The 20863-nt window shown below is 62.4% G+C and carries 22 protein-coding genes and 1 pseudogene; 13 read left to right on the top strand and 10 right to left on the bottom strand.

Going from position 1 to position 20863, the window contains the following annotated elements; genetic code table 11:
* Positions 1-16: 16 nt before the first annotated feature.
* Positions 17-187 carry a hypothetical protein gene (locus tag AD664_RS27510; RefSeq protein WP_157061564.1) on the bottom strand — a complete coding sequence of 57 codons (171 nt, stop codon included), beginning with the start codon at positions 185-187 and terminating at the stop codon, positions 17-19.
* 159 nt (positions 188-346) lie between these two features.
* Between AD664_RS27510 and AD664_RS12625 the strand changes: the two genes are divergently transcribed.
* The 5 genes from AD664_RS12625 to AD664_RS12605 all read left to right on the top strand — a co-directional run bounded on the left by AD664_RS12625 (position 347) and on the right by AD664_RS12605 (position 5769).
* Positions 347-2089 (top strand): ABC transporter permease subunit, encoded by a 1743-nt coding sequence (locus AD664_RS12625; RefSeq protein WP_053146949.1) that lies wholly within the window; start codon positions 347-349, stop codon positions 2087-2089.
* 10 nt (positions 2090-2099) lie between these two features.
* The gene (locus AD664_RS12620) at positions 2100-3404 is read left to right on the top strand and encodes an AAA-associated domain-containing protein (RefSeq protein WP_053146947.1); all 1305 of its coding nucleotides are present in this window, start codon (positions 2100-2102) and stop codon (positions 3402-3404) included.
* Positions 3405-3474: 70 nt separating this feature from the next.
* Positions 3475-4533, top strand: coding sequence for a sensor histidine kinase (locus AD664_RS12615; protein WP_053146945.1), 1059 nt, complete (start codon positions 3475-3477; stop codon positions 4531-4533).
* Positions 4520-5158 (top strand): response regulator transcription factor, encoded by a 639-nt coding sequence (locus AD664_RS12610; RefSeq protein WP_053146944.1) that lies wholly within the window; start codon positions 4520-4522, stop codon positions 5156-5158. The genes AD664_RS12615 and AD664_RS12610 overlap by 14 nt, the downstream gene beginning before the upstream one ends.
* Positions 5159-5229: 71 nt before the next feature.
* The gene (locus tag AD664_RS12605) at positions 5230-5769 is read left to right on the top strand and encodes a hypothetical protein (protein ID WP_053146942.1); all 540 of its coding nucleotides are present in this window, start codon (positions 5230-5232) and stop codon (positions 5767-5769) included.
* A gap of 41 nt (positions 5770-5810) precedes the next feature.
* On the opposite strand, the gene AD664_RS12600 is transcribed toward AD664_RS12605, so the two are convergent.
* The 3 genes from AD664_RS12600 to AD664_RS12590 form a co-directional block, all read right to left on the bottom strand.
* Positions 5811-6299, bottom strand: coding sequence for an RES family NAD+ phosphorylase (locus AD664_RS12600; protein WP_053146940.1), 489 nt, complete (start codon positions 6297-6299; stop codon positions 5811-5813).
* A complete protein-coding gene (locus AD664_RS12595) occupies positions 6296-6787 on the bottom strand; it encodes an antitoxin Xre/MbcA/ParS toxin-binding domain-containing protein (RefSeq protein WP_053147079.1) in 492 nt (163 codons plus the stop codon). The genes AD664_RS12600 and AD664_RS12595 overlap by 4 nt, the downstream gene beginning before the upstream one ends.
* Before the next feature lie 193 nt (positions 6788-6980).
* A complete protein-coding gene (locus AD664_RS12590) occupies positions 6981-7910 on the bottom strand; it encodes a DMT family transporter (protein ID WP_053146937.1) in 930 nt (309 codons plus the stop codon).
* A gap of 101 nt (positions 7911-8011) precedes the next feature.
* Here AD664_RS12590 and AD664_RS12585 point away from each other — a divergent pair, with 101 nt between their 5' ends.
* Positions 8012-8878, top strand: a complete 867-nt coding sequence (locus tag AD664_RS12585; RefSeq protein ID WP_053146935.1) for a LysR family transcriptional regulator — start codon at positions 8012-8014, stop codon at positions 8876-8878.
* Between the two features lie 46 nt (positions 8879-8924).
* On the opposite strand, the gene AD664_RS12580 is transcribed toward AD664_RS12585, so the two are convergent.
* Positions 8925-9605 (bottom strand): phytanoyl-CoA dioxygenase family protein, encoded by a 681-nt coding sequence (locus tag AD664_RS12580; RefSeq protein WP_053147077.1) that lies wholly within the window; start codon positions 9603-9605, stop codon positions 8925-8927.
* A 210-nt stretch (positions 9606-9815) separates the two neighbouring features.
* Entirely contained in the window at positions 9816-10271 is a 456-nt protein-coding gene (locus AD664_RS12575; protein ID WP_053147075.1) for a hypothetical protein, read from the bottom strand.
* Between the two features lie 247 nt (positions 10272-10518).
* Between AD664_RS12575 and AD664_RS12570 the strand changes: the two genes are divergently transcribed.
* Positions 10519-11511 carry a hypothetical protein gene (locus AD664_RS12570; protein WP_053146933.1) on the top strand — a complete coding sequence of 331 codons (993 nt, stop codon included), beginning with the start codon at positions 10519-10521 and terminating at the stop codon, positions 11509-11511.
* Between the two features lie 111 nt (positions 11512-11622).
* On the opposite strand, the gene AD664_RS12565 is transcribed toward AD664_RS12570, so the two are convergent.
* Both AD664_RS12565 and AD664_RS12560 read right to left on the bottom strand, forming a co-directional pair.
* A complete protein-coding gene (locus tag AD664_RS12565) occupies positions 11623-12855 on the bottom strand; it encodes an NADH:flavin oxidoreductase/NADH oxidase family protein (protein ID WP_053146931.1) in 1233 nt (410 codons plus the stop codon).
* 75 nt (positions 12856-12930) lie between these two features.
* The gene (locus tag AD664_RS12560; RefSeq protein ID WP_053146928.1) at positions 12931-13401 is read right to left on the bottom strand and encodes a MerR family transcriptional regulator; all 471 of its coding nucleotides are present in this window, start codon (positions 13399-13401) and stop codon (positions 12931-12933) included.
* Between the two features lie 130 nt (positions 13402-13531).
* On the opposite strand from AD664_RS12560, the pseudogene AD664_RS27875 reads away from it, so the two are divergent.
* Positions 13532-13621: pseudogene (locus AD664_RS27875) on the top strand ((Fe-S)-binding protein); the annotation flags it as partial.
* A gap of 48 nt (positions 13622-13669) precedes the next feature.
* Here AD664_RS27875 and AD664_RS12555 read toward each other — a convergent pair.
* Positions 13670-15085 (bottom strand): sensor histidine kinase, encoded by a 1416-nt coding sequence (locus tag AD664_RS12555; RefSeq protein WP_083454187.1) that lies wholly within the window; start codon positions 15083-15085, stop codon positions 13670-13672.
* Positions 15082-15744: a response regulator gene (locus AD664_RS12550; RefSeq protein ID WP_053146926.1), complete on the bottom strand. Its 663-nt coding sequence runs from the start codon at positions 15742-15744 to the stop codon at positions 15082-15084. The genes AD664_RS12555 and AD664_RS12550 overlap by 4 nt, the downstream gene beginning before the upstream one ends.
* Before the next feature lie 148 nt (positions 15745-15892).
* Here AD664_RS12550 and AD664_RS12545 point away from each other — a divergent pair, with 148 nt between their 5' ends.
* Genes AD664_RS12545 through AD664_RS12525 form a run of 5 tightly spaced genes read left to right on the top strand, consistent with a single transcriptional unit; the run spans position 15893 to position 20612 of the window.
* The gene (locus tag AD664_RS12545; protein ID WP_042728488.1) at positions 15893-16159 is read left to right on the top strand and encodes a PepSY domain-containing protein; all 267 of its coding nucleotides are present in this window, start codon (positions 15893-15895) and stop codon (positions 16157-16159) included.
* On the top strand, positions 16159-16701 hold the full coding sequence (locus tag AD664_RS12540; RefSeq protein ID WP_053146924.1) for a cytochrome b/b6 domain-containing protein: 543 nt from the start codon (positions 16159-16161) through the stop codon (positions 16699-16701). Before AD664_RS12545 ends, AD664_RS12540 begins: the two co-directional genes overlap by 1 nt.
* 25 nt (positions 16702-16726) lie before the next feature.
* A complete protein-coding gene (locus AD664_RS12535) occupies positions 16727-17995 on the top strand; it encodes an exo-alpha-sialidase (protein ID WP_053146922.1) in 1269 nt (422 codons plus the stop codon).
* Positions 17995-18594, top strand: coding sequence for a hypothetical protein (locus AD664_RS12530; protein ID WP_053146920.1), 600 nt, complete (start codon positions 17995-17997; stop codon positions 18592-18594). Before AD664_RS12535 ends, AD664_RS12530 begins: the two co-directional genes overlap by 1 nt.
* Complete coding sequence (locus AD664_RS12525; RefSeq protein ID WP_053146918.1) at positions 18594-20612, top strand: LTA synthase family protein; 2019 nt, start codon at positions 18594-18596, stop codon at positions 20610-20612. The genes AD664_RS12530 and AD664_RS12525 overlap by 1 nt, the downstream gene beginning before the upstream one ends.
* Positions 20613-20863: the final 251 nt, after the last annotated feature.

The following is a 20863-nucleotide window of genomic DNA, read 5'->3' as shown; positions in this document are numbered from 1 at the left end:
CCTTACCCTCGCCGGCTCACACCGGCGAAATCGTCGCAAGCACGCCGATCAACAAGGTCAGCGCCAAAAACCCACCCAAGAACATCGCCATCTTCGCCATGAGCCCTCCTGAAAGAATCGCAACCAATGAACATGTGAATTGGGCACCGCGTGCCTGCCCTATTCTGGCGTGGGCCTGCCGTTGCATGACAGGGCCACCTGCCGGCAAAAAAACCGGATCAGAACGCAGGCCTTCGCCACGGCTATACCAAGGTATCGTTTCGCGTCCTTAATCTCAGTGGTCATTGCCCAGGGCCCGCCTTAACCTCAGCGCACGTCAATACCGACACCCTGAACGAGGTGCTCGATGCGCTCTTCATTCCGTGCCCCCGCATTGCCCTCCCTGAACGATAACGAGCACGCATCCTGGTGGGCCGACGTCACCCTGCTCAGCCTCATCGCCTTGCTGGCGGCGTTCATTTTCTATGGCGTCGAACAGATGAACCAGCCTCTCGGTGCCCTGGTTTCCTCGCCGTTGTCCGTGGACCTGAGCCACCTGCCGGCCTACACCTTGCGCACCACCCTGCGCATGTTCATCGCCCTCTTCGCCTCGTTGGTCTTTTCCCTGGTCGTCGCCACGCTGGCCGCCAAGAGCCGCAAGGCGGCCCTCGTTATCCTGCCGGCGCTGGACATCCTTCAGTCAGTGCCGGTGCTGGGTTTCCTGACCTTTACCGTGGTGTTCTTCATGGGCCTGTTTCCGGGCAAGGAAACGGGCGTGGAATGCGCGGCGATCTTTGCCATTTTCACCAGCCAGGTCTGGAACATGACGTTCAGCGTCTATCAGTCGCTGAGAACCGTGCCCCACGACCTCCAGGAAGTCAGCCGGCAGTTCGCGCTTTCGCCCTGGCAACGCTTTGTCAGGCTCGAACTGCCTTTCGCCACGCCTGGCCTGGTGTGGAACATGATGATGTCCATGTCCGGCGGCTGGTTTTTCGTGGTCGCGTCCGAAGCCATCACCGTCGGCGACACCACCGTCAGCTTGCCGGGTATCGGCTCATGGCTGGCCTTGGCGATCGCGCAGAAAAACGCCGTGGCGATCGCCTGGGCGGTATTCGCCATGGCCGTGGTGATCATCCTCTATGACCTGCTGTTCTTCCGCCCCATCGTCGCTTGGGCGGACCGCTTTCGCTTCGAACAGACCGCCTCGCAAAAACGCCCACGCTCCAGGGTCTACGACCTGCTGCGCGCGACCCGACTGGTGCCGTGGGTGTTGCTCGTGCTGGAAGACCTCATGGCCGCGTTGCCGCTGGACAGGCTTGCACGGTTTGCCCGCCGCCTGCGTTTTCACACCGGCGCCCGCTTCAACCGCCTGGCCGACCTGGCCTGGAGGAGCCTGGTGGCGGTCGCTTGCCTGGTCGGCGCGGTACAACTGTCGCGCTTCATTGGCAGCACCCTGGGCCTGGGCGACGTGATCGAGGTTTTCGGCCTGGGCCTGGCGACCCTGCTGCGCGTCGCCGTGCTCATTGTGCTTGCCAGCGTGGTCTGGGTGCCCATCGGCGTCTGGATCGGCCTGAACCCGCGCTGGGCCGAGCGCTTGCAGCCCATCGCGCAGTTGCTGGCGGCGTTCCCGGCCAACGTGCTGTTCCCGTTCGCGGTGGTCGCCATTGTTGCCCTGAAGCTCAACCCCAATGTCTGGCTGTCGCCGCTGATGGTCCTGGGCACCCAGTGGTACATCCTGTTCAACGTGATCGCCGGCGCCAGCGCCTTGCCGACCGACCTGCGGGAAGCGGCGCGCAGCTTCCAGGTGCGCGGTTGGCAATGGTGGCGCCAGGTCGCGCTGCCGGGGGTATTCCCCTACTACGTCACCGGCGCCTTGACGGCGGCAGGCGGCTCCTGGAACGCCAGCATCGTCGCCGAAGCCGTGTTCTGGGGTCATGAGCACCTGTATGCCTCGGGCCTGGGGTCGTTCATTGCCCTGGCCACCTCGGCGGGGGATTTGCAGCGCGTGGCCCTGGGGGTGTCGGTCATGGCGATGTTCGTGGTGGGTTTCAACCGACTGCTGTGGCGCCCCTTGTACGGCTATGCCGAACGTCGGCTTCGAATTGATTGAGGAGAGAGCGATGCATGTGATCGACAAACGTTGCCTCGTCGATGTGCGGCAACTGGGGCACGTCTACGGTACGGCAGGCAGTGCCGAGCGACTGGTGCTGGACGACGTCTGCCTGCGTCTGGACGAAGGGGAGATCGTCGGCCTGCTGGGGCGCTCAGGGTCCGGGAAGTCGACCTTGCTGCGCGCCATCGCCGGGTTGATTACCCCCACCGCGGGTGTGGTCGACTTCCCGGCGGATGCGCAAGGGGATGCGAGCTCGGTGCGCATGGTGTTCCAGAGCTTTGCCTTGTTCCCCTGGCTGACGGTGTTGCAAAACGTCGAGATCGGCCTCGAAGCCTTGCACGTGGCGGCCCCTGAGCGACGGCGCCGAGCCCTGGCCGCCATCGACCTGATTGGCCTCGACGGGTTCGAAAGCGCTTTCCCGAAGGAGCTGTCAGGCGGTATGCGCCAGCGCGTCGGCCTGGCGCGTGCATTGGTGGTGGCGCCGGATGTGCTGTTGATGGACGAGCCGTTTTCCGCACTGGACGTGCTGACGGCCGAGACCCTGCGCACCGACCTGCTGGACCTGTGGCGAGAAAAGCGCATGCCGATCAAGTCGATACTGATGGTCACCCACAACATCGAAGAAGCGGTGCTGATGTGTGATCGGATCCTGATCTTTTCCTCCAACCCGGGGCGAGTGATGACGCACATCAACGTGGACCTCAGCCAACCACGCAACCGCAGCGACCCGGCCTTCCAGGCGCTGGTCGAGCACATCTATGTGCAAATGGCCGGCGGCGGCACGGCAGGTTCCGCGCGCCGGGACGTGTTTGCCGGCAGTGGCGTAGGCATGGTACTGCCGTCGATTTCCACCAACGCGTTGGCCGGGTTGATGGAGGCGGTCCAGGATCACCCCTACGACGGCCAGGCGGATTTGCGTGAATTGGCCGGGGCGTTGCGCTACAGCGCCAGCGATCTTTTCCCGGTGGCCGAGGTGCTGCAACTGATGCGCTTCGCCGACATGCACGACGGCCACATCACCCTGCTGCCGGCCGGGCAACGCTATGCGGACTCGGCCGTCGATGAGCGCAAGCAATTGTTCGCCCAGCACCTGCTTCGGTATGTCCCGCTGGCGGGGCACGTGCGCCGGGTGCTGGATGACCGGCCCACCCGTACCGCACCGGCCAGGCGTTTTCGCGACCAGTTGGAGGACTTCATGTCCGAGCACGACGCCGCCCACACCCTGGACTGTGTCACCCAATGGGGACGCTACGCGGAGCTGTTCGCCTACGATGAAGTGGCCGACCAGTTCAGCCTGGACAATCCCTCCTGAAGCGATTTCGGCGGTATACACTGCGTCACTGAAGCCTTGGCAGCCGCCACAACCGTGGGATGAACCGTTAATGAGAAGAACCCAGCTGACGCTTCGCTTGCTGCTGTTGCTGGGCCTGGCGCTCGGCATCGCCGCGATAGACACCGTCACCGACCTGGAAATCGCGGTGGGCGTGTTCCAGATCGTGGTGGTGCTGATCGCCGTGAGGCTCCTGCCGGCTCGGGCGGTGGCAGGCGTGTCGGTCGCTTGCATGGTGCTGACGATCTTAAGCTACCGGTACACCCGCTTCGGTGACTCGGAAGCCGGCCTGATCAACGTGCTGATCAGCCTCGCCGCCATCGCCGGCACGACCTACCTGGCGCTGCGCCTGTCGGCCGCCATCGGCACCGTGCACCGGACCCGAGCGCACCTGGCGCACATTGCCCGCGTGAACATGCTCGGCGAACTGGCGGCCTCCATCGCCCACGAAGTGAACCAGCCATTGGCCGCCGTCGCCAACAGCAGCAGCGCGTGCCTGCGCTGGATGGCCAATGACCCGCCCAACCTGCCCAAGGCCCGACAGGCGGTGGAACGCATCCTCGCCGACACCCATCGGGCCAGTGACATCATCGCCCGGCTGCGCGGCATGGCCCGTCACCAGGCGCCGACCAAGCAGTGGTTGAACGTGGCCGACACGGTGAACGCCGCGCTGCGGTTGTTGGCCGGCGAGTTGAACGAGCAGAACATCCACTTGCGTGTGCAGATCCAGGAAAGACTGCCGCCGATGCTGGTGGACGAGGTGCAGATCCAGCAAGTGCTCCTGAACCTGGCAATGAACGCCATCGACGCCCTGCGCCAGGTCGATGACGACGATCGCCGGACCCTCGACGTCCGTGCCGGGCTGGAAGCGGGACAGCTGCATTTTTCCGTGTCCGACCAGGGCAAGGGCCTCGCCGGCAACGACCACGAACGGGTGTTCGATGCTTTCTACAGCACCAAGCCGGACGGCATGGGAATGGGCCTGGCCATCAGTCGCTCCATCATCGAGGCCCATGACGGACGGATCTGGGTCGCCAGCAACCCGCAATCGGGCGCGACCTTTCATTTCACCCTGCCTGCCGTGACACGGGAGCCCGATGAGCAGAACTGACGCCCACGACACCGCCGAACCGATGGTCTACATCGTCGACGACGACAGCTCGGTACGTGCCTCGCTGCAAGACCTGCTGGCCTCGGTGGGCCTGGCAAGCATGGCCTTCGGCTCGGCCCGCGAGTTCATGCAAGCCCGGTTGCCGGACGCACCGGCCTGCCTGATCCTCGACGTGCGCATGCCGGGCGTGAGCGGGCTGGATTTCCAGCAGGGCATGGCCCGTTTGAACATCCTGGTCCCGGTGATCTTCATCACCGCCCACGGCGACATCCCGATGTCGGTCAAAGCCATGAAGGCTGGAGCGCTGGAGTTCCTGACCAAGCCCTTTCGTGAGCAGGACCTGCTCGACGCGATCACCCAGGGGCTGGACCGTGACCAGCAACGACGCCAGGCCGCGGCGGCCCTGGACGAATTGAAGCGCCGCCACGACACCCTGACCGACGGAGAACGCGAGGTCATGGCGTGGGTGGTATCGGGCCTCTTGAACAAACAGGTGGCCGCCCGCCTGGGGGTGAGCGAAGTCACCGTGAAAGTGCGCCGCGGCGCCCTGATGCGCAAGATGAATGCGGATTCGTTGGCAACCCTGGTCAAAATGTCGGAAAAACTCAAGGACGTGGATCGCTAGCCGCACCTGTCGCGGCTATCATGCCTTTCGCCCTGCTCACGGGCGTTGCAGACCACCTCAAGGACCCAGGTATGACCCTTCCACCGTCACGCGCCACCCTCCTCGTCTCCAGCCTTTTGTTCTGCTCGCTGTGCCTGGCCGAAGGCGAGTCGACGGACAGCGTCATCAAGGACTCCACCAAGTCCGCCGTCTCGACGTTCATCACGGCGGGAAAGAACCTGTTGGGCGGTGTCAGCGAAGGCGTGCTCGATGGTCGCGAATCGGTCCAGGGCACTGACGGCGCGGCGATCATTTCCTCTGGCGAACAGATGAAGGACCGTATCCAGGTGGAAGTGCTGAAACTGGAATCCAGCGAAGACATCTACACCATCACCCTCGGTTTCAAGAACAGCACCGACACCCAGCTGCGCCTGATCAACCTCGGCCAGACCGGTGTGCTGCTGGCCATCGACCAGGCCGGTTACGCCAACAAGCTCACTGGCCTGGACAACCCGGACGAAGTCACCATCCCGCCGAAAACCGCCATGCGGCAGAAGTTCGTGTTCGAAGGCATGAACGAAGCGATGACCACCGTGCGGTTGTGGGGTAAGGATTATCCACTCAAAAAATGAGCAAGGACCCACCGTCCACACTCATCGAACAGGGCCGGTGCTCACTTGACCAAACGAGTATCCAGGCCGAACCGCTCCTGCGAGACCAGCCTGAACTGATCCGCCGCCAGGTCGCAGCTCACCAGCAGGTTCCAGGAATGCCGGGTCACCGCCGAAGGAATCAGCACGAAGGGGTGCTGCGCCAGCAACGCGTCGGCGAACTGCTGCTGATTGGGCGAGGGGCGAGCCGGAGCCAGCCAGTTCGGATTGGGCACGTCTTCAGCCTGGACCACTTTGATGAGCGCCGCATCCAGCACCTCGAAGCAGGTCAGCAGGTGGGGCACCGTGTCCAGCGCATCGAACCCCAGGTGCGCCGCCACCTCCAGAATGGCCGTGGCCGGGTCAGCCGAAGCGTAGATGACCCGTCGTCCGGGCGGGTTCCACCGGCCACCGCTTCGTTGCGCACCAATGCCGCTGTCCCAGGTTTGCTTGTAGACCTCGCGATCAAGGCGCCAAGCGTGCCATCGCCCCTCCCAGGGCAAAGGATTCACTGGTAAACCCCGTGTTCGATCCGGGTCAGGTAATCCTCCACCACCTGGAAGCCCAGCGCGTTGTCGATCAGTTCCAGTGGCACGTGGCCGTCCAGGTACTTGCAGGGCTTTCTCAACCAGTCCTCCGCCAACGACTGGCTGCCAAAGACATTGATGGCCTGTTCCAGGACCTGGGCGTACTGGAAAGCCACCGTGCTCTGCTGCGGGTTCAGGCGAATGGGCTGGGTCTCCTTCGCCAGGCGCTGGATGGTCCTGACGGACTTGCCGGTAATGCGCTGAACCAGATCATGCTCCAGGTACAACGTGGACGTGGACAGCATCTCCTTGACGTCGCTCAGGTAAAAACCCTCCTGCGCGTAGCGGATGATCAACAAGCGCTCATCCCCCTTGCGGCCCTGTAACAACACTTCGGTAGGCTTCCTGCTGGCCTTCTTCGCCCTCGCCGTGGTTTTGACGGCTGAAGCGTCTGCTTGCTTGGCTAGGGACATGACACTGACCTCCTTGCGACATTTGTCGTCATGGTAACGCCAAATGTCGCAAGCGCGGTAACTCCGTTCGTCGGTCTTGGCGAATACGGTTTCAGGCATCGAACTGTCCTCACGATTGAGACTGGGCATCGGATGCCCCAAGGGGCGTCCTGGCAGAGTCAGATCGTAAGGGGAGCACTTCCGAGGGCCAACCCTAAAAAGCTGTCGGAGACTTCTTCGTTTTCGGCTCGAAATTCAACGCAAGCACACTCACCAACACGATAACGGTTCCTGTCATGACCATTATCGAGGGACGCTCGGCCAGCACCAGGGCGGCCATCGACATCGCGGTGGGCGGTATCAGGTAAAGCGCCATTGTTGCTCGACTCACGTTGCTGTGCGCCAGCACATAGGCCCAGGCGAGATAGGCCAGCGCGCTGGGGAAAACGCCGAGGGTCAGCACCGCCAGGTTCTCCGATACCGAGGCCTGGCGCGCCGCACCCGCCAGGCCCGGTGCAAACACGAACAACAGCAGGGTGCCTGACCACAGGGTGTAGCACACCATGGTCAATCCGTCGTAACGATGGGCGTGGCGTTTTTGCAAAGAGAAATACAAGCTCCAGGACAGCGCCGCCAACAGGATCAACAGCCCATGGGCGTCCATCGCTCCCCAGCCATGATCCCCCGCGACCACCACGACGGCGCCCAATAGCCCGCACAACACGCAGCCCCAGCGCCAACCACAGACGCGTTCCTTGAAGACCCATTGCGCCAGCAACGTGCTGAACAGCGGCGTGGATTGAGCCAGTACGCTGGCCGCACCGGCACTGACACCGCGCTGTCCGTAATTGAGAGCAATGTGGTGCAGACTCACGGCCAGAAAACCCAACACCGCCAGCAGCGGAAAATCCCTGAGCCGCGGCCGGGCAATCCCCTTCACCGTCGCCACGAGGGCCATGAACAGCGAAGCGATGAGGAACCGCATCAACGCCAGTTGACCGGGCGTGTAGGCCTGCAAGCCAATGTGGATACCAATCGGTGAATAGGCCCAGCAGACAATCACGAACAGCGTCGCCAGAAGAACCTTCACGTTCGGTTTGCGCAGGCTCTTGGCGCCTTCGAACGACATGCCACGGGTTTGCATCCTGAGTTCCTGCACAAGGCCGTTTGCCTGGGAGTATCGAAACCTCTCCCACCTCAGCACAAGTGACTTAAACTCAATCCATCATTCACTTTGGGTGAGCTATGGAACTGTCCCAACTGCGCATGCTCAAGACGGTCTGCGACACCGGCAGCATTGCCCGTGCGGCCGAAGTGCTGCACTGCGTACCGTCCAACATCACTGCACGCCTCAAGTCGCTGGAGCGGGAACTGGGCACCGCGTTGTTTTTTCGTGAAGGTCGCGGCCTGCGGATCAGCCCGGCGGGCGAAGTGTTCCTGGACTATGCGAAAAAAATCCTGAACCTGACGGAACAGGCGCGCCACGCGGTTGGGCCTGACAGTACGCCGAGCGGGCCGCTGCGCATTGGCGCCATTGAGTCCAGCGCCAGCGGGCGCCTGCCGCAACTGCTGGCGAAATACCACGCCCGATACCCGCAAGTGTCCCTGGAACTGAGCACCGGAACCTGGTCCCAACTGCTGGACGACAGTCAGCGTCACCGCCTCGACGGCGTGATCGTCGCCGTCGACATCGAGCGGCCTGGGCTCAAACGGGTGGTGACGTACCGCGAAGACCTGGTGCTGATCGCGTCCGAATCCCACGGACCGTTGCGCAGCGCCGCAGACCTTCGAGGCAAGGCGATCTTCATGTGGCCTTCGGGCTGCCCTTATCGCCTGGCGCTGGAGCAATGGCTGCTGCGTCACGGTCAAGTGCAACCCATCGTCAGCATCGCCAGCTATGGCGCCATCGTCGGGTGTGTCAGTGCGGGTGCCGGCGTCTCGCTGGTGCCGCGCGGGATCTATGAACAATACCGCCAGGGCGCCGGCTGGAGCGGGTATGAGTTCGCCGAACTGACGGGCATCGACAACCTGTTCTATTGGCATGAAAACGCCGGCCCGCACCCTGCCAGGGAAGCATTCCTGGCGATGTTGCAAGCGGAATTCGAGCCATGAGCCGAGCGGCCGGACAGCCTTCCCGCCGCGTTGGGCAGAAGTCGTGCTACAGCGGGCCCAAGGCAACCCCGGAAGGTTCGAATCGCTCGCTCGTGTCCATCTGGATGCTGCGCAGCGCGGCGGTCTCCAGGTGCGAGGCATAGAGCTGCTCTGAAAAGTACCCGATCAGGATGGAGCGACGACGCGCACCGTTCACATTCAGGCTGGCGGCGTGAACCAGTTCGGCGTCAAAAACCAGAATGTCACCGGCGCAACCCGACAGTTGGACGGAGCGGGACTCATCAGTGAAATCGAAGGTGGGGGCTTGCGGGTCGGGGCGATGGCTGCCGGGCACGAGGCGTGTCGCACCGTTCTCGGGGCCATAGTCGTCGAAGAACGCCAGGGCGACGGCCGTGTCGCCGGGACGCTGGGCCGACAGGTCGCGGTGCAACTGCTGGTGGCCGCCGCCCGCCAGAGGCTCGCGCCCTTCCACTTGGGCCAGGAAGAACCGTTCGCCGATCACTTCGCCCACCGCTGCCAGCAACGGCGGCAAGCGGCACACCGCCTGAATCTGCGCATCACCCTCCAGCAGCGAATGTCGCCAGTCCCAGCCACGCGGCGTCGGCCATTGATCCGAGGGCCTGACACCCGCATCGAACACGACGCGCAGGCCTGCCAGCCATTCGGCCGGGATCGCCCGGCGCAGCAGGACATAGCCATCCAGGTGGAGCCGTTCGCGGTCTGTCATGGTGAGGTCCATTTCCTTATGTGCATGGCCTTCCCCAGGCTAGCCCGACACGAGACTTTTCGCCTCGGGACATCCAGGTTCAGCCGGCCATGGACTCGCGGCTGAAACCAGGCCCTGAATCGTCCCCGGGAAGCCGAGAGGGTGCTGCACCATGCCGACTCTGCCTCTCTCTGGAAAGGTTCGCCGCGCAGGCGTGTGGATGCAGAGCGTTTAGCGTATCCGATACAGCACAGCAGCCCCTGGCTTGGGTTCGAAAGCCGGCACCGTACGCTGCTGGAGGGGCGTCCCCGTTGCGTCCCAAACCAAGGTCTCCGAGGGGTACTCGTCCTTGCGGGTCATGGCGTCGATCTGCTTGGCGATCACTTGCGAGCTTGCAGGCACTTCGGGGTTCCATTCGAATACGCCGACCCTGCCGTAGAACACCGCTGGCGCATCGGCATCCAGACGCCGATCGGGACACATGACCAAGCCGCGATCGAGCATCACCCGCAACGCGCCGACAGGCACCACCTTCACCGTGGGCGTGGTGCGCTCGGTGCTGTGGCCAGGGCAGACATTGGCCGAGCGAGTCACCATGTCCTCGACCACTTGATTATCGGATTGGGCCTGCGCCGAAAAGGCAACGGCAGACAGGGCAAGCACTACAAGGTTTGACTTCCAGGGCACTCGAAACCTCCTATGGAAAAAAGACTCCAGCATTGCGGGCCGCCACCCTGCCAAGCCAGGGGGCACACTTGAAGACTACCACGACGTTAGTTTGTTCCACTTGTCGATTGAGGTGCTGATTCAATAACCAAGGCCGTTAGAAAAGGACGGTATCGTCTGCTAGCCTCATCATGGCTGTGGACATCGGAACAATTGCGGGTAGGTCGGTGACAAGCGTAGCGCTGCCGGAAAGTAGAAGAGGTTCAAAATGCCCAACGAATACTCAGTCTATTGCCGAAACGATACCTTCTACGTTCGAGACTTGAAAGGTAATCGCTGGGCCGTGCAGGAAAGGTTCGGAACCAGGGCGCTCAGCGATGGCTCGCCCATCAATCCGCTCGAAGAAATCTTGCTGGAAAATGACCGCTCGATCGTGCGCGTCATCCCCAGGAAAGGCGGTGCCCCGACCTACGGACGCTTTTCCAATGACAAGAATGCCTCATCCGGGAAAATCGCCAAACGCAGGTTTCGAGCCGTCAATCATGGGCTGATGAACTTCATGCTACTGCAAGGCTCATGGGCTTGGTTCGTGCCCTATGAGGGCAAGAAACAACCGCAGATACACGATCTGATGCATGGCTTCGTCGGTAAACGCATACACACCAAAAAGATGAAAGCGGCAACATTGGAAGAAGTAGGCGAGGAACTATCCGCCACGCAGTACGCCCGCAAGGGCGGGAGGTTCACCCTCAACAAGGGGCATTCAGCCATTTGGTACGAGTGGTGCCACTTGGTAGGTCATGGGCTGCTTGGCCAAGACGTTGCGGGCAACATCGTCGCTGCAACCGCGTTCCAAAATTCCGAACAACTGATTCTCGAAACCGTGCTGCATGACTACCGGATGGAGAAAATGACGTTGAAAGTCGAAGCGAAACTGGCATACGGCTGGAAACACCTGGCCGAATCCATCTGGTTCAGGGTCATGTTGAACGGCGACACCATCTACTCAAGAACCATGGACGCGAGACGGGCTACCAAGCCAGACTTCAATGAGTACACCGAAGTCTCGACGGATATGCGGCGACAACTGAACCGTGGACTCAAGAAGCATTATTCGGGCGACGACATGACCATGGACACCTTCGAGGCCATCCGCAACAAGTTGGGGATCGTTGAACCGTCTCAATCTACCGGCCTGTGGAAGTCTCTCATGGAGACATTTGGCGCAGAGGACGAACTGGCTGCGGACTTGATGGACTGAACGTTCGAAGGCGTGCAACGGCGTGTCATCCAGGCGGATCGGGAAATCCGGTTCAGGGCCTCCAGGAAGACACCGGCACAATCGCCAGCGGCCACGAAAAGCCCCGACACCTCACACCAGACGCTTCTGCACCCAACGCCGATATTGCCGAGTGCGCCAGAGCACCGCGAGCTGCTGCAAGATCAGCGCACGCAATGGCGACACCGTCGGGTCGGGCTGCTTGTCGCGGCTGAGTTTACTCAGTTGGAACTTGACCACCGCCATGTTGGCCAGGGCCGCGAAGGCTTTGTTCTTCCAGGTGATCGGCGGCAGTTGAGGGGCGCTGTCCTTACCCTGTCGCCAATCACGAGGCAGGCCCGGGTCGATGGCCAGCGCCGTCCCGATGCCCACCATGTCCACCCCACTGGCCACGACGCGCTCGGCCACCGGGCGTCGGCGCACACCGCCGGTGACCATCACGGGCATCCTGGCGACGGTCTGGATGTCGCGGGCAAACTCGACGAAATAGGCCTCACGCGCCAGGGTACGCCCATCGCGCGCATCACCCTGCATGGCGGGAGCTTCGTAACTGCCGCCCGACAGCTCCACCAGGTCCACCCCCAGATCGTTGAGCCACTCGACGACCTTCCTGGCGTCGTCGGCCGTGAACCCTCCGCGCTGGAAGTCAGCAGAATTCAGTTTGACCGCCACCGCAAAATCCGCGGACACCACCGCCCGGACGGCCTTGACGATGTCGAGCAACAGGCGCGCGCGGTTTTCCAGGGAGCCGCCCCACTCGTCCGTCCTCTGGTTGGTCAGCGGTGAAAGGAACTGGCTCAACAAGTAACCATGGGCAGCGTGGATCTGCACCCCGGTGAAACCGGCCTGCTCGCCAAGGCGCGCGCTGCGGGTAAAGCGCTGGATGACCTCTTCAATCACCGCCGGGGTCATGGCGTGAGGCGTGGAGAAAAGCTTGGACATAGAGCCCAGGTCCAGCGGCACAGCAGACGGTGCCCAGGCCTTTTGCCCGAGGTTGGCCTGCATCTGGCGACCTGGGTGGTTGATCTGCAACCAGAATTGCGCACCGCCGGATCGACCGACACGTGCCCAGCGCTGGAACTTGTCCAGATGCTGGTCATCCTGCAACACCACGCCCCCCGGACCGGTCATGGCACGGCCGTCGACCATGACGTTGCCGGTGATGATCAGGCCGGCTCCGCCATCGGCCCATGCCTGATACAGCCGCATCAGGGCTTCGGAGGGCGCCTGGTCGGCGTCTGCCATGTTCTCTTCCATGGCGGCTTTGGCGATTCGGTTCTGGATGGTCGAGCCGTTGGGAAGGATCAGGGGGTCGAACAAACTCATGGGGCAGTCCTCAGCGGGGGGAGGCAGCCACCTTAAGATTGAAGTCAACTTTAAGGTCAACAGTTTTTTTCAGCTTCAAACCCTGCGTGCTTTTTTCCCCTTGGACGTCACCCCATCCTGACGGGCTGGGGCTGCCCTCGCCCCTTCTTCACGCAGGCGGTGCAACAACAATTGCGCGTTATCGGCACACGCCACGCCCTCGGGCTTGCCCTCGATGCCCTTGATGACCAGCAGCAGTTGGGCCTTGTTCTGGGCCAGTCGCTGCTGCAGGATTTCGATTTCCTCGACTTTTTGCCTGAGCCCGCCAAGCAGCTCGTCCTCCTGCCAGCCATTGGCGTCCACCGGCATCAATTGCCGGATCTGCTCCAATGAAAACCCCGCCGCTTGTGCCCCCGTGATGATCTGCAGGATCCACTCGGTCTCAGGCGCATAGTCACGATAACCGTTGGCCTTGCGCTCCACCGACCGGATCAGGCCGCTCGCCTCGTAGAAGCGGATGCGCGAAGGCGCCAACCCGCTGATTTTCGCCAGTTCGCCAATCCTCATAGCCGCTCCAGACACCCATTGACCTTGAAGTTGACTTTAACCCTGAAAGCATCTGGCGGCCAAGTGACTCACGGTTTCAGCGAAGGCCGCTGCAACCCTGCAAGGGAGCGAAATCGGGAACCTGGCGCAATCCCCCAATACCGGCCTGTGGATCCTGGAAATCCAATCGGCCCATCCTGAGCGTCCGTCTGGTGCGTTTTATGAGAACTTATTGATCTGAACGAGCCCGATGCTCGAAGAATGCCCGTGTGAACAGCAGACACGGGTTTCAGCCGACCGGTTCATCCATCGCTTCCGAACGCGCAACCCTCACTGGCCCATCCACCCGAGGGGCGACCCGATTCAAGGTCAGCTCCGCGCATAAACCGCCTCCAGGCTTGTTGTAGAGCCTTAAGTCGCAACCAATCTTGGTGGCGATCATCTCTACAATCGACAGCCCCAACCCGGCGCCCTTGGCATTGCCCCGGCTGTAGAAGCGCTCGAACAATCGGCCCATTTCCTCTTCATCGATCCCCGGCCCCTGGTCCTCCACGCTCAGGCAATGGGCGCCGATCAGCACCTTCACTTCGCTGCCGGGCGGGGAAAAGTTGAGTGCGTTGGTCACCAGGTTCTGCAGTGCGATGGCCAACGCCACGGGCTCGCTCTCTACCCAGCATTCCTCGTTGCCTTCCAGCACCAGCTCCACGTCTTTTTCCATGGCCAGCGGCGTCAGTTCGGCCAGTTCTTCGCGCACCAGTTCGGTCAGTTGCACATGGCTGCGCTTGGGATTCTTCAGTTGTGGCTCGATGCGGGCCATGGTCAGCAGTTGGCTGCCGATGCGCGTGGCGCGGTCTACACCGTTTACCAGGAAGTCCAGCGCCTCGTACCGCTGTTCAGGCGTGTCGGCGTTCTGGGCGTTCTGGGCATGGATGCGCAGGATCGCCAGGGGCGTGCGCAATTCATGGGCGGCATCGGCGATGAAGCGGCGTTCGCGTTCGAGCAACTCGTCCACTTGCACCAGCAACCGGTTGAGCGCGGTTTGCATGGGTTCCAGGTCGCTGGGCAGTGGTTTCAGATGAAGTGGCTGCAAGGTTTCGGCCGTACGTCCGCGGATGGAGCGGGCCATGGCGCGCAGGGGCTTGAGCCCCCAGCCGATGACCAGCCAGATCAGCACGGTCAGCAGCGGCACGCCAATCAGGGTGGGCCAGAGGGTGTGGCGCACGATGCGCTGGATCAGGTCCTGGCGGATGTCATCGCGCTCGCCCACCCAGATCAGCAGGCCCTGTTGCGGGTCGGCCAGGAGGAAGGCGCACCAGTCGTTGCCATTGAGCAGCAGATCGTGGGAGCCCAGGGTCGTCGGGGGCGCCGCGAGCACAGGGGCTTGCGCGGAACGCACCAGCAGCTCACCTTCGCTGCTCCAGACCTGGAAGGTCAACCGGGTTTCATAAGGATGGGCCACGCCCTCCTCGCCCACGCGGCTCATGGCCTGGTCGAAGGCCTGGTACAAGCGGTCCCAATCCGCTTCGCCGGGGTCGCGCTGGCGCAGCACGCCTTGCAGCAGGCGCGCGCTTTGGGCCAGTTGGGCGTCGTAGACCTCCTCGATTTCGTGGTGGCTGTCGCGCAGCACCAGCCAACTGATCAAGGCGTCTCCGAGCAGGATCAGCACCAGCACCGGAACGAGGATGCGCGCACGTACGGAATTCATGGTTTGAGCGCCAGCACATAGCCAACACCGCGCACGGTGCGGATCAGCTCGGTGGACAGCTTTCTACGCAGGTTGTGGATCAACACTTCCAGCGTGTTGCTCTCCACCCGTTCCTGCCAGCCGTACAGCGCGCGGGACAAGCGCTCGCGGGTCACCACTTTGCCGGGGCGCACCATCAATTGGTGCAACAATTGGTACTCCATGGGGGTGACGATGATGTCGGCGTCCTGGTAGCGCACCTGCTGGGTGGCCGGATCGAGGCTGACACCGGCGTGTTCGAGCATCGGTTGCGCGCGGCCCTGGCTGCGGCGCAACAGGGCACGGACGCGGGCCTTGAGTTCCTCCACGTCGAAAGGTTTGACCAGGTAGTCGTCGGCACCGGCGTCGAGGCCGGCGATGCGCTCGGCGGTGCCGTCCCGAGCGGTGAGGATCAGCACCGGCAAGTCATGCTGTCCGGCGCGCAGTTGTTGCAGCAGGTCAATCCCGTCGAGCCGTGGCAGGCCGAGGTCGAGCAACAGCAAATCGAAGCTTTCGCTGCGCAGGGCGTGCAAGGCAGCGGCGCCATCCTGCAACCAGTCCAGGGTGTAGCCTTCGGCCCCCAAGGCCACGCGAATCCCTTGGCCGAGGGCACGGTCATCTTCGACAAGCAATAGGCGCATGGCAAAAGTCTCTGGAGGAACCGGCGGCATCATGCCGGGTTCTGGTCGGGGTTATTTCGGCAAAGATGTTACGGCTCGTTGCAAACTAAGATTGTCCTAAGGTTGGTTTTGCATTGTGAGATCTCCCACATCTGCTGAGAGCTTTTCCATGCGCAAAATTCTCCTGCTGTCCCTGATCATCGCCAGCCCTCTGGCCTTCGCCGGCCCGCAATGCACCACCGCCGAGCGCTCGCAATGGCAAGACGAAAAAGCCTTCCAGGACAAACTCAAGGCTGACGGCTACACCATCAGCAAATTCAAGGTCACTGACGGCAACTGCTACGAGATCTACGGTTTCGACAAGGACAAGCGCAAGGTCGAAATCTACCACGACCCGGTCACCGGCAAGGCGGTGAAGACGGAGATCAAAGGCTGATGCCCGGCGAATCCCTGCGCTTGTGGGACCCCTTGGTGAGGCTGTTCCATGCCTCCATTGCCGGGGTCTTTGTCGCCAACTACTTCTTCAACGAAGCCGGCGACGATTGGCATGTCTGGCTGGGCTACTACGCCATGGCCTGGCTGCTGGTACGAACCGTGTGGGGATTTGTCGGACCGCGCAGTGCACGTTGGGCGGACTTCTGGCCTACCCCCAGAAGACTCAATGCCCACGTGCGCTCGTTGCTCAACGGTCGCCCGCAACATCGCCTGGGCCACTCGCCCATTGGCGCGCTGGTGATGCTGTCGATGTTGCTGGCGTTGCTGCTGATCGGCGTCAGCGGTTTCCTGATGCAGGAAGTCGACGCCTTGTGGGGCGCCGATTGGCCGCTCCAGGTCCATGAAACGGCCGCCAATGGGCTGCTGGCCCTGGTGTGTATCCACGTGCTGGCGGCGCTGTTTGAAAGTGTCCTGGTGCGGGACAACCTGCCGTTATCCATGCTCACCGGTCGCAGGAAGCGCCTGCCGGATGAACGTGGGTAGTAATTTCTCTTGCCACGGGTTCCCTATGCGCTCCACCTTATTGATTGGCCTCTTGCTGGGAGTGTTCTTCGCGGCCTGGCAAAGCCATCCGCCCCATGTGTTGGCGCCGTTTGCCCAGGTCGCTTCGAACACCGCAAACGTCGATGCACCGACGCAGTACAGCAGCCGATTCGTGTCCACCCAGCTCACGGATTTCGTGCATTCCTCGTCGGTCACGGCCCTGCCCGGCGGCGACCTGATGGCCGTGTGGTTCGCCGGTTCGCGCGAAGGCGCCGCCGATGTGCAGGTGCGCACCGCCCGCTTTGATGCCCGCAGCGGCGAATGGGGCGCCGAACAGGTACTGGCCACGCGGGAAAGCACCCGCGACGGCACCCAACGTCACATCCGCAAGCTCGGCAACCCGGTGATTGCCCTGGCGCCGGATAATCGCCTGTGGATGTTCTACGTATCGGTCTCGGTAGGCGGCTGGGCCACCAGTGCGATCAACGTGATGGTCTCCGATGACCTCGGTGCCAGCTGGACAGCGCCCCGGCAATTGGTGACCTCGCCGTTCTTCAACATCAGCACCCTGGTGCGTGCCGCCCCGGTGTTCCACGCCGACGGCTCCATCGGCCTGCCGGTGTACCACGAGTTCATGGGCAAGTTTGCCGAGTACCTGTACCTGAGCGCGGATGGCGCCGTGATCGACAAGTTCCGCATCAGCCGTGGCAAGAACGCCCTGCAACCGACCATCGTGCCGCTGGACGGCCAGCGCGCCGTGGCGATGTTGCGCTATGCCGGCGACACCCATCACCGCGTGCTGGCCAGCCGCACCGAGGACGCCGGGCAAACCTGGAGCCCGCCGTACCCACTGGAGCCCGCCAATCCCAACTCGTCGCTGGCGGCGGTGGGCACCGCGGATGACGGTTTGCTGGTGGCCCTGAACGACCTGCAGGACGGCCGCTTCAAACTCAGCCTCTACAGCACCGACGCCCAGCTCAGTCAGTGGCGCACCGTGGTGGAACTGGATCAGTCGCCCGACCCGCTCGGTCAGCCGTTTTCCCCCGAAGCCTATAAAGCAATCATTGGCGAAGGCTTTCGCGCCTCCAGCGGTGCGAAACGGTTACCGCTGGCGCAACGCTTCCTCAGTAACCTCGACTACCGCGTATGCAAGCCCCAAGGCTGCGATTTCGAATACGAGTACCCGTACTTCAGCCGCAGCCCGGACGGCATGTATCACCTGGTGTACTCGTGGAATAACACGTTTATCAAACATGTCAGCTTCAACGAAGCCTGGCTGGCGGAGCGTCTGTGATGGTTTCTCTGTGGCAGGCCCACTTGAGTTTCGTGCTGCTGGGGTTTGTGTTGTTAAGCACGCTCCGGTTCACCGCACCCTGGCGGCCATGGCTGTTGCCCATGCTGGCGGCGGTGAGTTTTGTGCAGGTCAATGAGCTGCCGTTGGCGGCGTACGTGCGCAGTTTTACCGATGACTTGGCCATCAGCACGCTGGTGCTGCTGGCGTGGGTCGTGCTCAATCGCCTGGGCGTGGTGCCGCCGCTCGCTCGACGGCACCAGGTGCAAATGTGGCTGCTGTTCGGCCTGTTGAGCCTGGTGCTCTACCCCGCCACGCTGGGCCTGACCTATTTCGACCCCTACCGCTGGGGCTTCAACCCTCGACCGATGATCGTGCTGGTGGCGGCGGCGACGCTGCTGATGCTGTGGCTGAGGCATGCGTTGGCGGTGGGGATGTTGGCGATCGGCACGTTGGCGTTCGCCTTGCGGCTCAAGGCCTCGGAAAACTATTGGGATTATCTGGTGGACCCATTGCTGGCCGGCTACTGCCTGATCGCCGGTGCAGGGTTGTTGATCGGCATCGCCTGGCGTCCCCTTTTGAAATGGCACAGAGGTCAATGATGAGCGCGTTGCAATCACGCCGCTTGCGCTACGGCGTGGGCGCGATCGGGCTGGTATTTGCATTGCTGGCGGCGCTGCGGCTGGCGTTTCTGCTGGGTTTTTCAGGTCTGGACTTGACCGCCCCGGCGCTGCTGGAAACCCTGGGCATCGGCCTGCGTTTCGACCTGCGCCTGGCCGTGCTGCTCCTGCTGCCGCTGGCCGTGCTGGCGTGGCTGCCGCGCTGGAACCTTACCACCCTCCCGGCCCTGCGCTGGCTGGCGCGCGCGTATCTGGCTGTGGCCTTGGCGATGATCGGCCTGGTGTACATCATCGACTTCGGTCATTACGCCTACCTGGGCGTACGCATCAATGCGACGGTACTGCGTTACCTGCAAGACGCGCAGATTTCACAACAGATGGTGTGGGAAACCTACCCGGTGCTATGGATCACCGCCGGCTGGCTGGCAGCGGTGGCGGCGTGGGTGTGGGCGTTGGTCCGCCTGGAGCGCTTGACCTTGGACCGCGCGCCCACCTCCCTCAACCGATGGGCGCTGGCATCCGTCTCGGTGATGGGCGTGGTCGCCGTGTTGCTGGCACTGCTCGGCCGCGTCGCCAACCTCAACCTGGAAAACCCGGTGCCTCTGCGCTGGAGCGATGCATTTTTTTCCGGCAACAGCCAAGTGGCCGCCGTGGGGCTGAACCCGGTGCTGTTTCTGTACGACACCCTGAAAACTGGCCAATCGCAGTTCGATGAAGCCCTGGTGCGCCAGCATTATCCGCAAATCGCCAAGTACCTGGGGGTGGATCGGCCGGATGCCCGGCAGTTGGACTTCAAGCGCCATCAAGGCGTACAGCCCTATCGGCTGGCCGGCGAGCGCCCGCCGAACGTGATCTTTGTGATGCTCGAGTCCCTCGGCACCAGCGCCGTCGGTGCCTACGGCAACCCACTCAATCCCACGCCGAACCTGGACAAACTCGCCACGCAGAGCTGGTTCTTCAAGCATTTCTACGTGCCGGTCACGGGCACCGCCAAGACCGTCTGGGCCAGCATCACGGGTGTACCCGACGTCACCCGCCAGGAGACGGCCACGCGTAACCCGCTGATCACCCGCCAGCACACACTGATCAACGCGTTCGAGGGCTATCGGAAGTTCTACATGATCGGCGGCAACGCCGGTTGGGCCAATATCAATGCACTGATCCGCCAGAGCATCGACGATGTGCAACTGTTTGAAGAGAGCGACTGGCGATCGCCACGGGTGGATGTGTGGGGCATTTCCGACCTAGACCTGTTCAAAGAGAGTGACGAACGGCTGCGCGCCGTCCCCAAGGACCAGCCGTTCTTCGCTTACCTGCAAACCTCCGGCAACCATCGCCCCTTCACCATCCCCAAGCACAACGACGGCTTCCGGGTGAGTGACGTGACGCTGGAACAAGCCCAGGCCGCCGGTTCGCGCAGCGTCGAGCAATACAACGCGGTGCGCCTGCTGGACTACAACATCGGCCGCCTGATGGAGATCGCCAAGGCCGGCGGCTACTACGACAACAGCATCTTTGTGTTCTTTGGCGACCACAACACACGCATCAGCCAGATCCCGCACATGGCGCCCGCCTTCGAACAACTGGGCCTGGAAAGCAACAACGTACCGTTGCTGATCCACGCCCCAGGCCTCGCGCCCCGCGTGATCGAGGAGGCCGTCGGCCTGGCCGACCTGTTGCCCACCGTGGCGGGCCTGGCGGGCATCCCCTTCACCAACGGCGCCATGGGCCGGGACATCCAGCAACCCGCCCCCGAAGGCGAACGCGTGGTGCCGCTGGTGTTGCGCGAAGGCACCTTCCCGATCATCGGCGGCGTGACCCAACACTTCCTGCTGCAGATGCAACACGACGGCAGCTCACCCACCCTGCATGACCTGGCCTCGCCAACACCCCGTGAAGACGTGGCCGCGCAACACCCTGAAGAGTTCCTGCGCTTGCAGGAACTGACGCGCGGCCTTCACGAAAGTGCGCGTCTGATGCTGCATCGCAACGTTCGTTAGCCGTGGCCAATAAGCGGTGATCTGAAGAACAGCGCGACCTCTGCCTTCGAGGCGTCAGCGAAAATCAACACGTTGACCGATCGATAACGGTTCAGAAGCCAAGCCATCGCTGTCGTCTCAAGGACGGCACAGACGTTTTCGTGCCTTAAAAAATATTCCCTTGAAAAACAATGTGTTAATGGAAACTTCAATGTATTTCTAAAAATTAACTTGCGCGCTAAATTTCAATGCGCTAATTTTAATTCAACTTC

This window comes from Pseudomonas sp. P97.38, assembly GCF_001269745.1.
GTDB classification, from domain to species: Bacteria; Pseudomonadota; Gammaproteobacteria; order Pseudomonadales; family Pseudomonadaceae; genus Aquipseudomonas; species Aquipseudomonas chlororaphis_E.
This window is presented reverse-complemented; position numbering and strand designations above follow the sequence as displayed.

What these genes read in the sequence shown, in the direction of transcription:
- AD664_RS27510 (WP_157061564.1), bottom strand. Translation starts at nt 187, where the DNA reads ATGCAACGGCAGGCCCACGCCAGAATAGGGCAGGCACGCGGTGCCCAA.
- AD664_RS12625 (WP_053146949.1), top strand. Translation starts at nt 347, where the DNA reads ATGCGCTCTTCATTCCGTGCCCCCGCATTGCCCTCCCTGAACGATAAC.
- AD664_RS12620 (WP_053146947.1), top strand. Translation starts at nt 2,100, where the DNA reads ATGCATGTGATCGACAAACGTTGCCTCGTCGATGTGCGGCAACTGGGG.
- AD664_RS12615 (WP_053146945.1), top strand. Translation starts at nt 3,475, where the DNA reads ATGAGAAGAACCCAGCTGACGCTTCGCTTGCTGCTGTTGCTGGGCCTG.
- AD664_RS12610 (WP_053146944.1), top strand. Translation starts at nt 4,520, where the DNA reads ATGAGCAGAACTGACGCCCACGACACCGCCGAACCGATGGTCTACATC.
- AD664_RS12605 (WP_053146942.1), top strand. Translation starts at nt 5,230, where the DNA reads ATGACCCTTCCACCGTCACGCGCCACCCTCCTCGTCTCCAGCCTTTTG.
- AD664_RS12595 (WP_053147079.1), bottom strand. Translation starts at nt 6,787, where the DNA reads ATGTCCCTAGCCAAGCAAGCAGACGCTTCAGCCGTCAAAACCACGGCG.
- AD664_RS12590 (WP_053146937.1), bottom strand. Translation starts at nt 7,910, where the DNA reads ATGCAAACCCGTGGCATGTCGTTCGAAGGCGCCAAGAGCCTGCGCAAA.
- AD664_RS12585 (WP_053146935.1), top strand. Translation starts at nt 8,012, where the DNA reads ATGGAACTGTCCCAACTGCGCATGCTCAAGACGGTCTGCGACACCGGC.
- AD664_RS12580 (WP_053147077.1), bottom strand. Translation starts at nt 9,605, where the DNA reads ATGACAGACCGCGAACGGCTCCACCTGGATGGCTATGTCCTGCTGCGC.
- AD664_RS12570 (WP_053146933.1), top strand. Translation starts at nt 10,519, where the DNA reads ATGCCCAACGAATACTCAGTCTATTGCCGAAACGATACCTTCTACGTT.
- AD664_RS12565 (WP_053146931.1), bottom strand. Translation starts at nt 12,855, where the DNA reads ATGAGTTTGTTCGACCCCCTGATCCTTCCCAACGGCTCGACCATCCAG.
- AD664_RS12560 (WP_053146928.1), bottom strand. Translation starts at nt 13,401, where the DNA reads ATGAGGATTGGCGAACTGGCGAAAATCAGCGGGTTGGCGCCTTCGCGC.
- AD664_RS12555 (WP_083454187.1), bottom strand. Translation starts at nt 15,085, where the DNA reads ATGAATTCCGTACGTGCGCGCATCCTCGTTCCGGTGCTGGTGCTGATC.
- AD664_RS12550 (WP_053146926.1), bottom strand. Translation starts at nt 15,744, where the DNA reads ATGCGCCTATTGCTTGTCGAAGATGACCGTGCCCTCGGCCAAGGGATT.
- AD664_RS12545 (WP_042728488.1), top strand. Translation starts at nt 15,893, where the DNA reads ATGCGCAAAATTCTCCTGCTGTCCCTGATCATCGCCAGCCCTCTGGCC.
- AD664_RS12540 (WP_053146924.1), top strand. Translation starts at nt 16,159, where the DNA reads ATGCCCGGCGAATCCCTGCGCTTGTGGGACCCCTTGGTGAGGCTGTTC.
- AD664_RS12535 (WP_053146922.1), top strand. Translation starts at nt 16,727, where the DNA reads ATGCGCTCCACCTTATTGATTGGCCTCTTGCTGGGAGTGTTCTTCGCG.
- AD664_RS12530 (WP_053146920.1), top strand. Translation starts at nt 17,995, where the DNA reads ATGGTTTCTCTGTGGCAGGCCCACTTGAGTTTCGTGCTGCTGGGGTTT.
- AD664_RS12525 (WP_053146918.1), top strand. Translation starts at nt 18,594, where the DNA reads ATGAGCGCGTTGCAATCACGCCGCTTGCGCTACGGCGTGGGCGCGATC.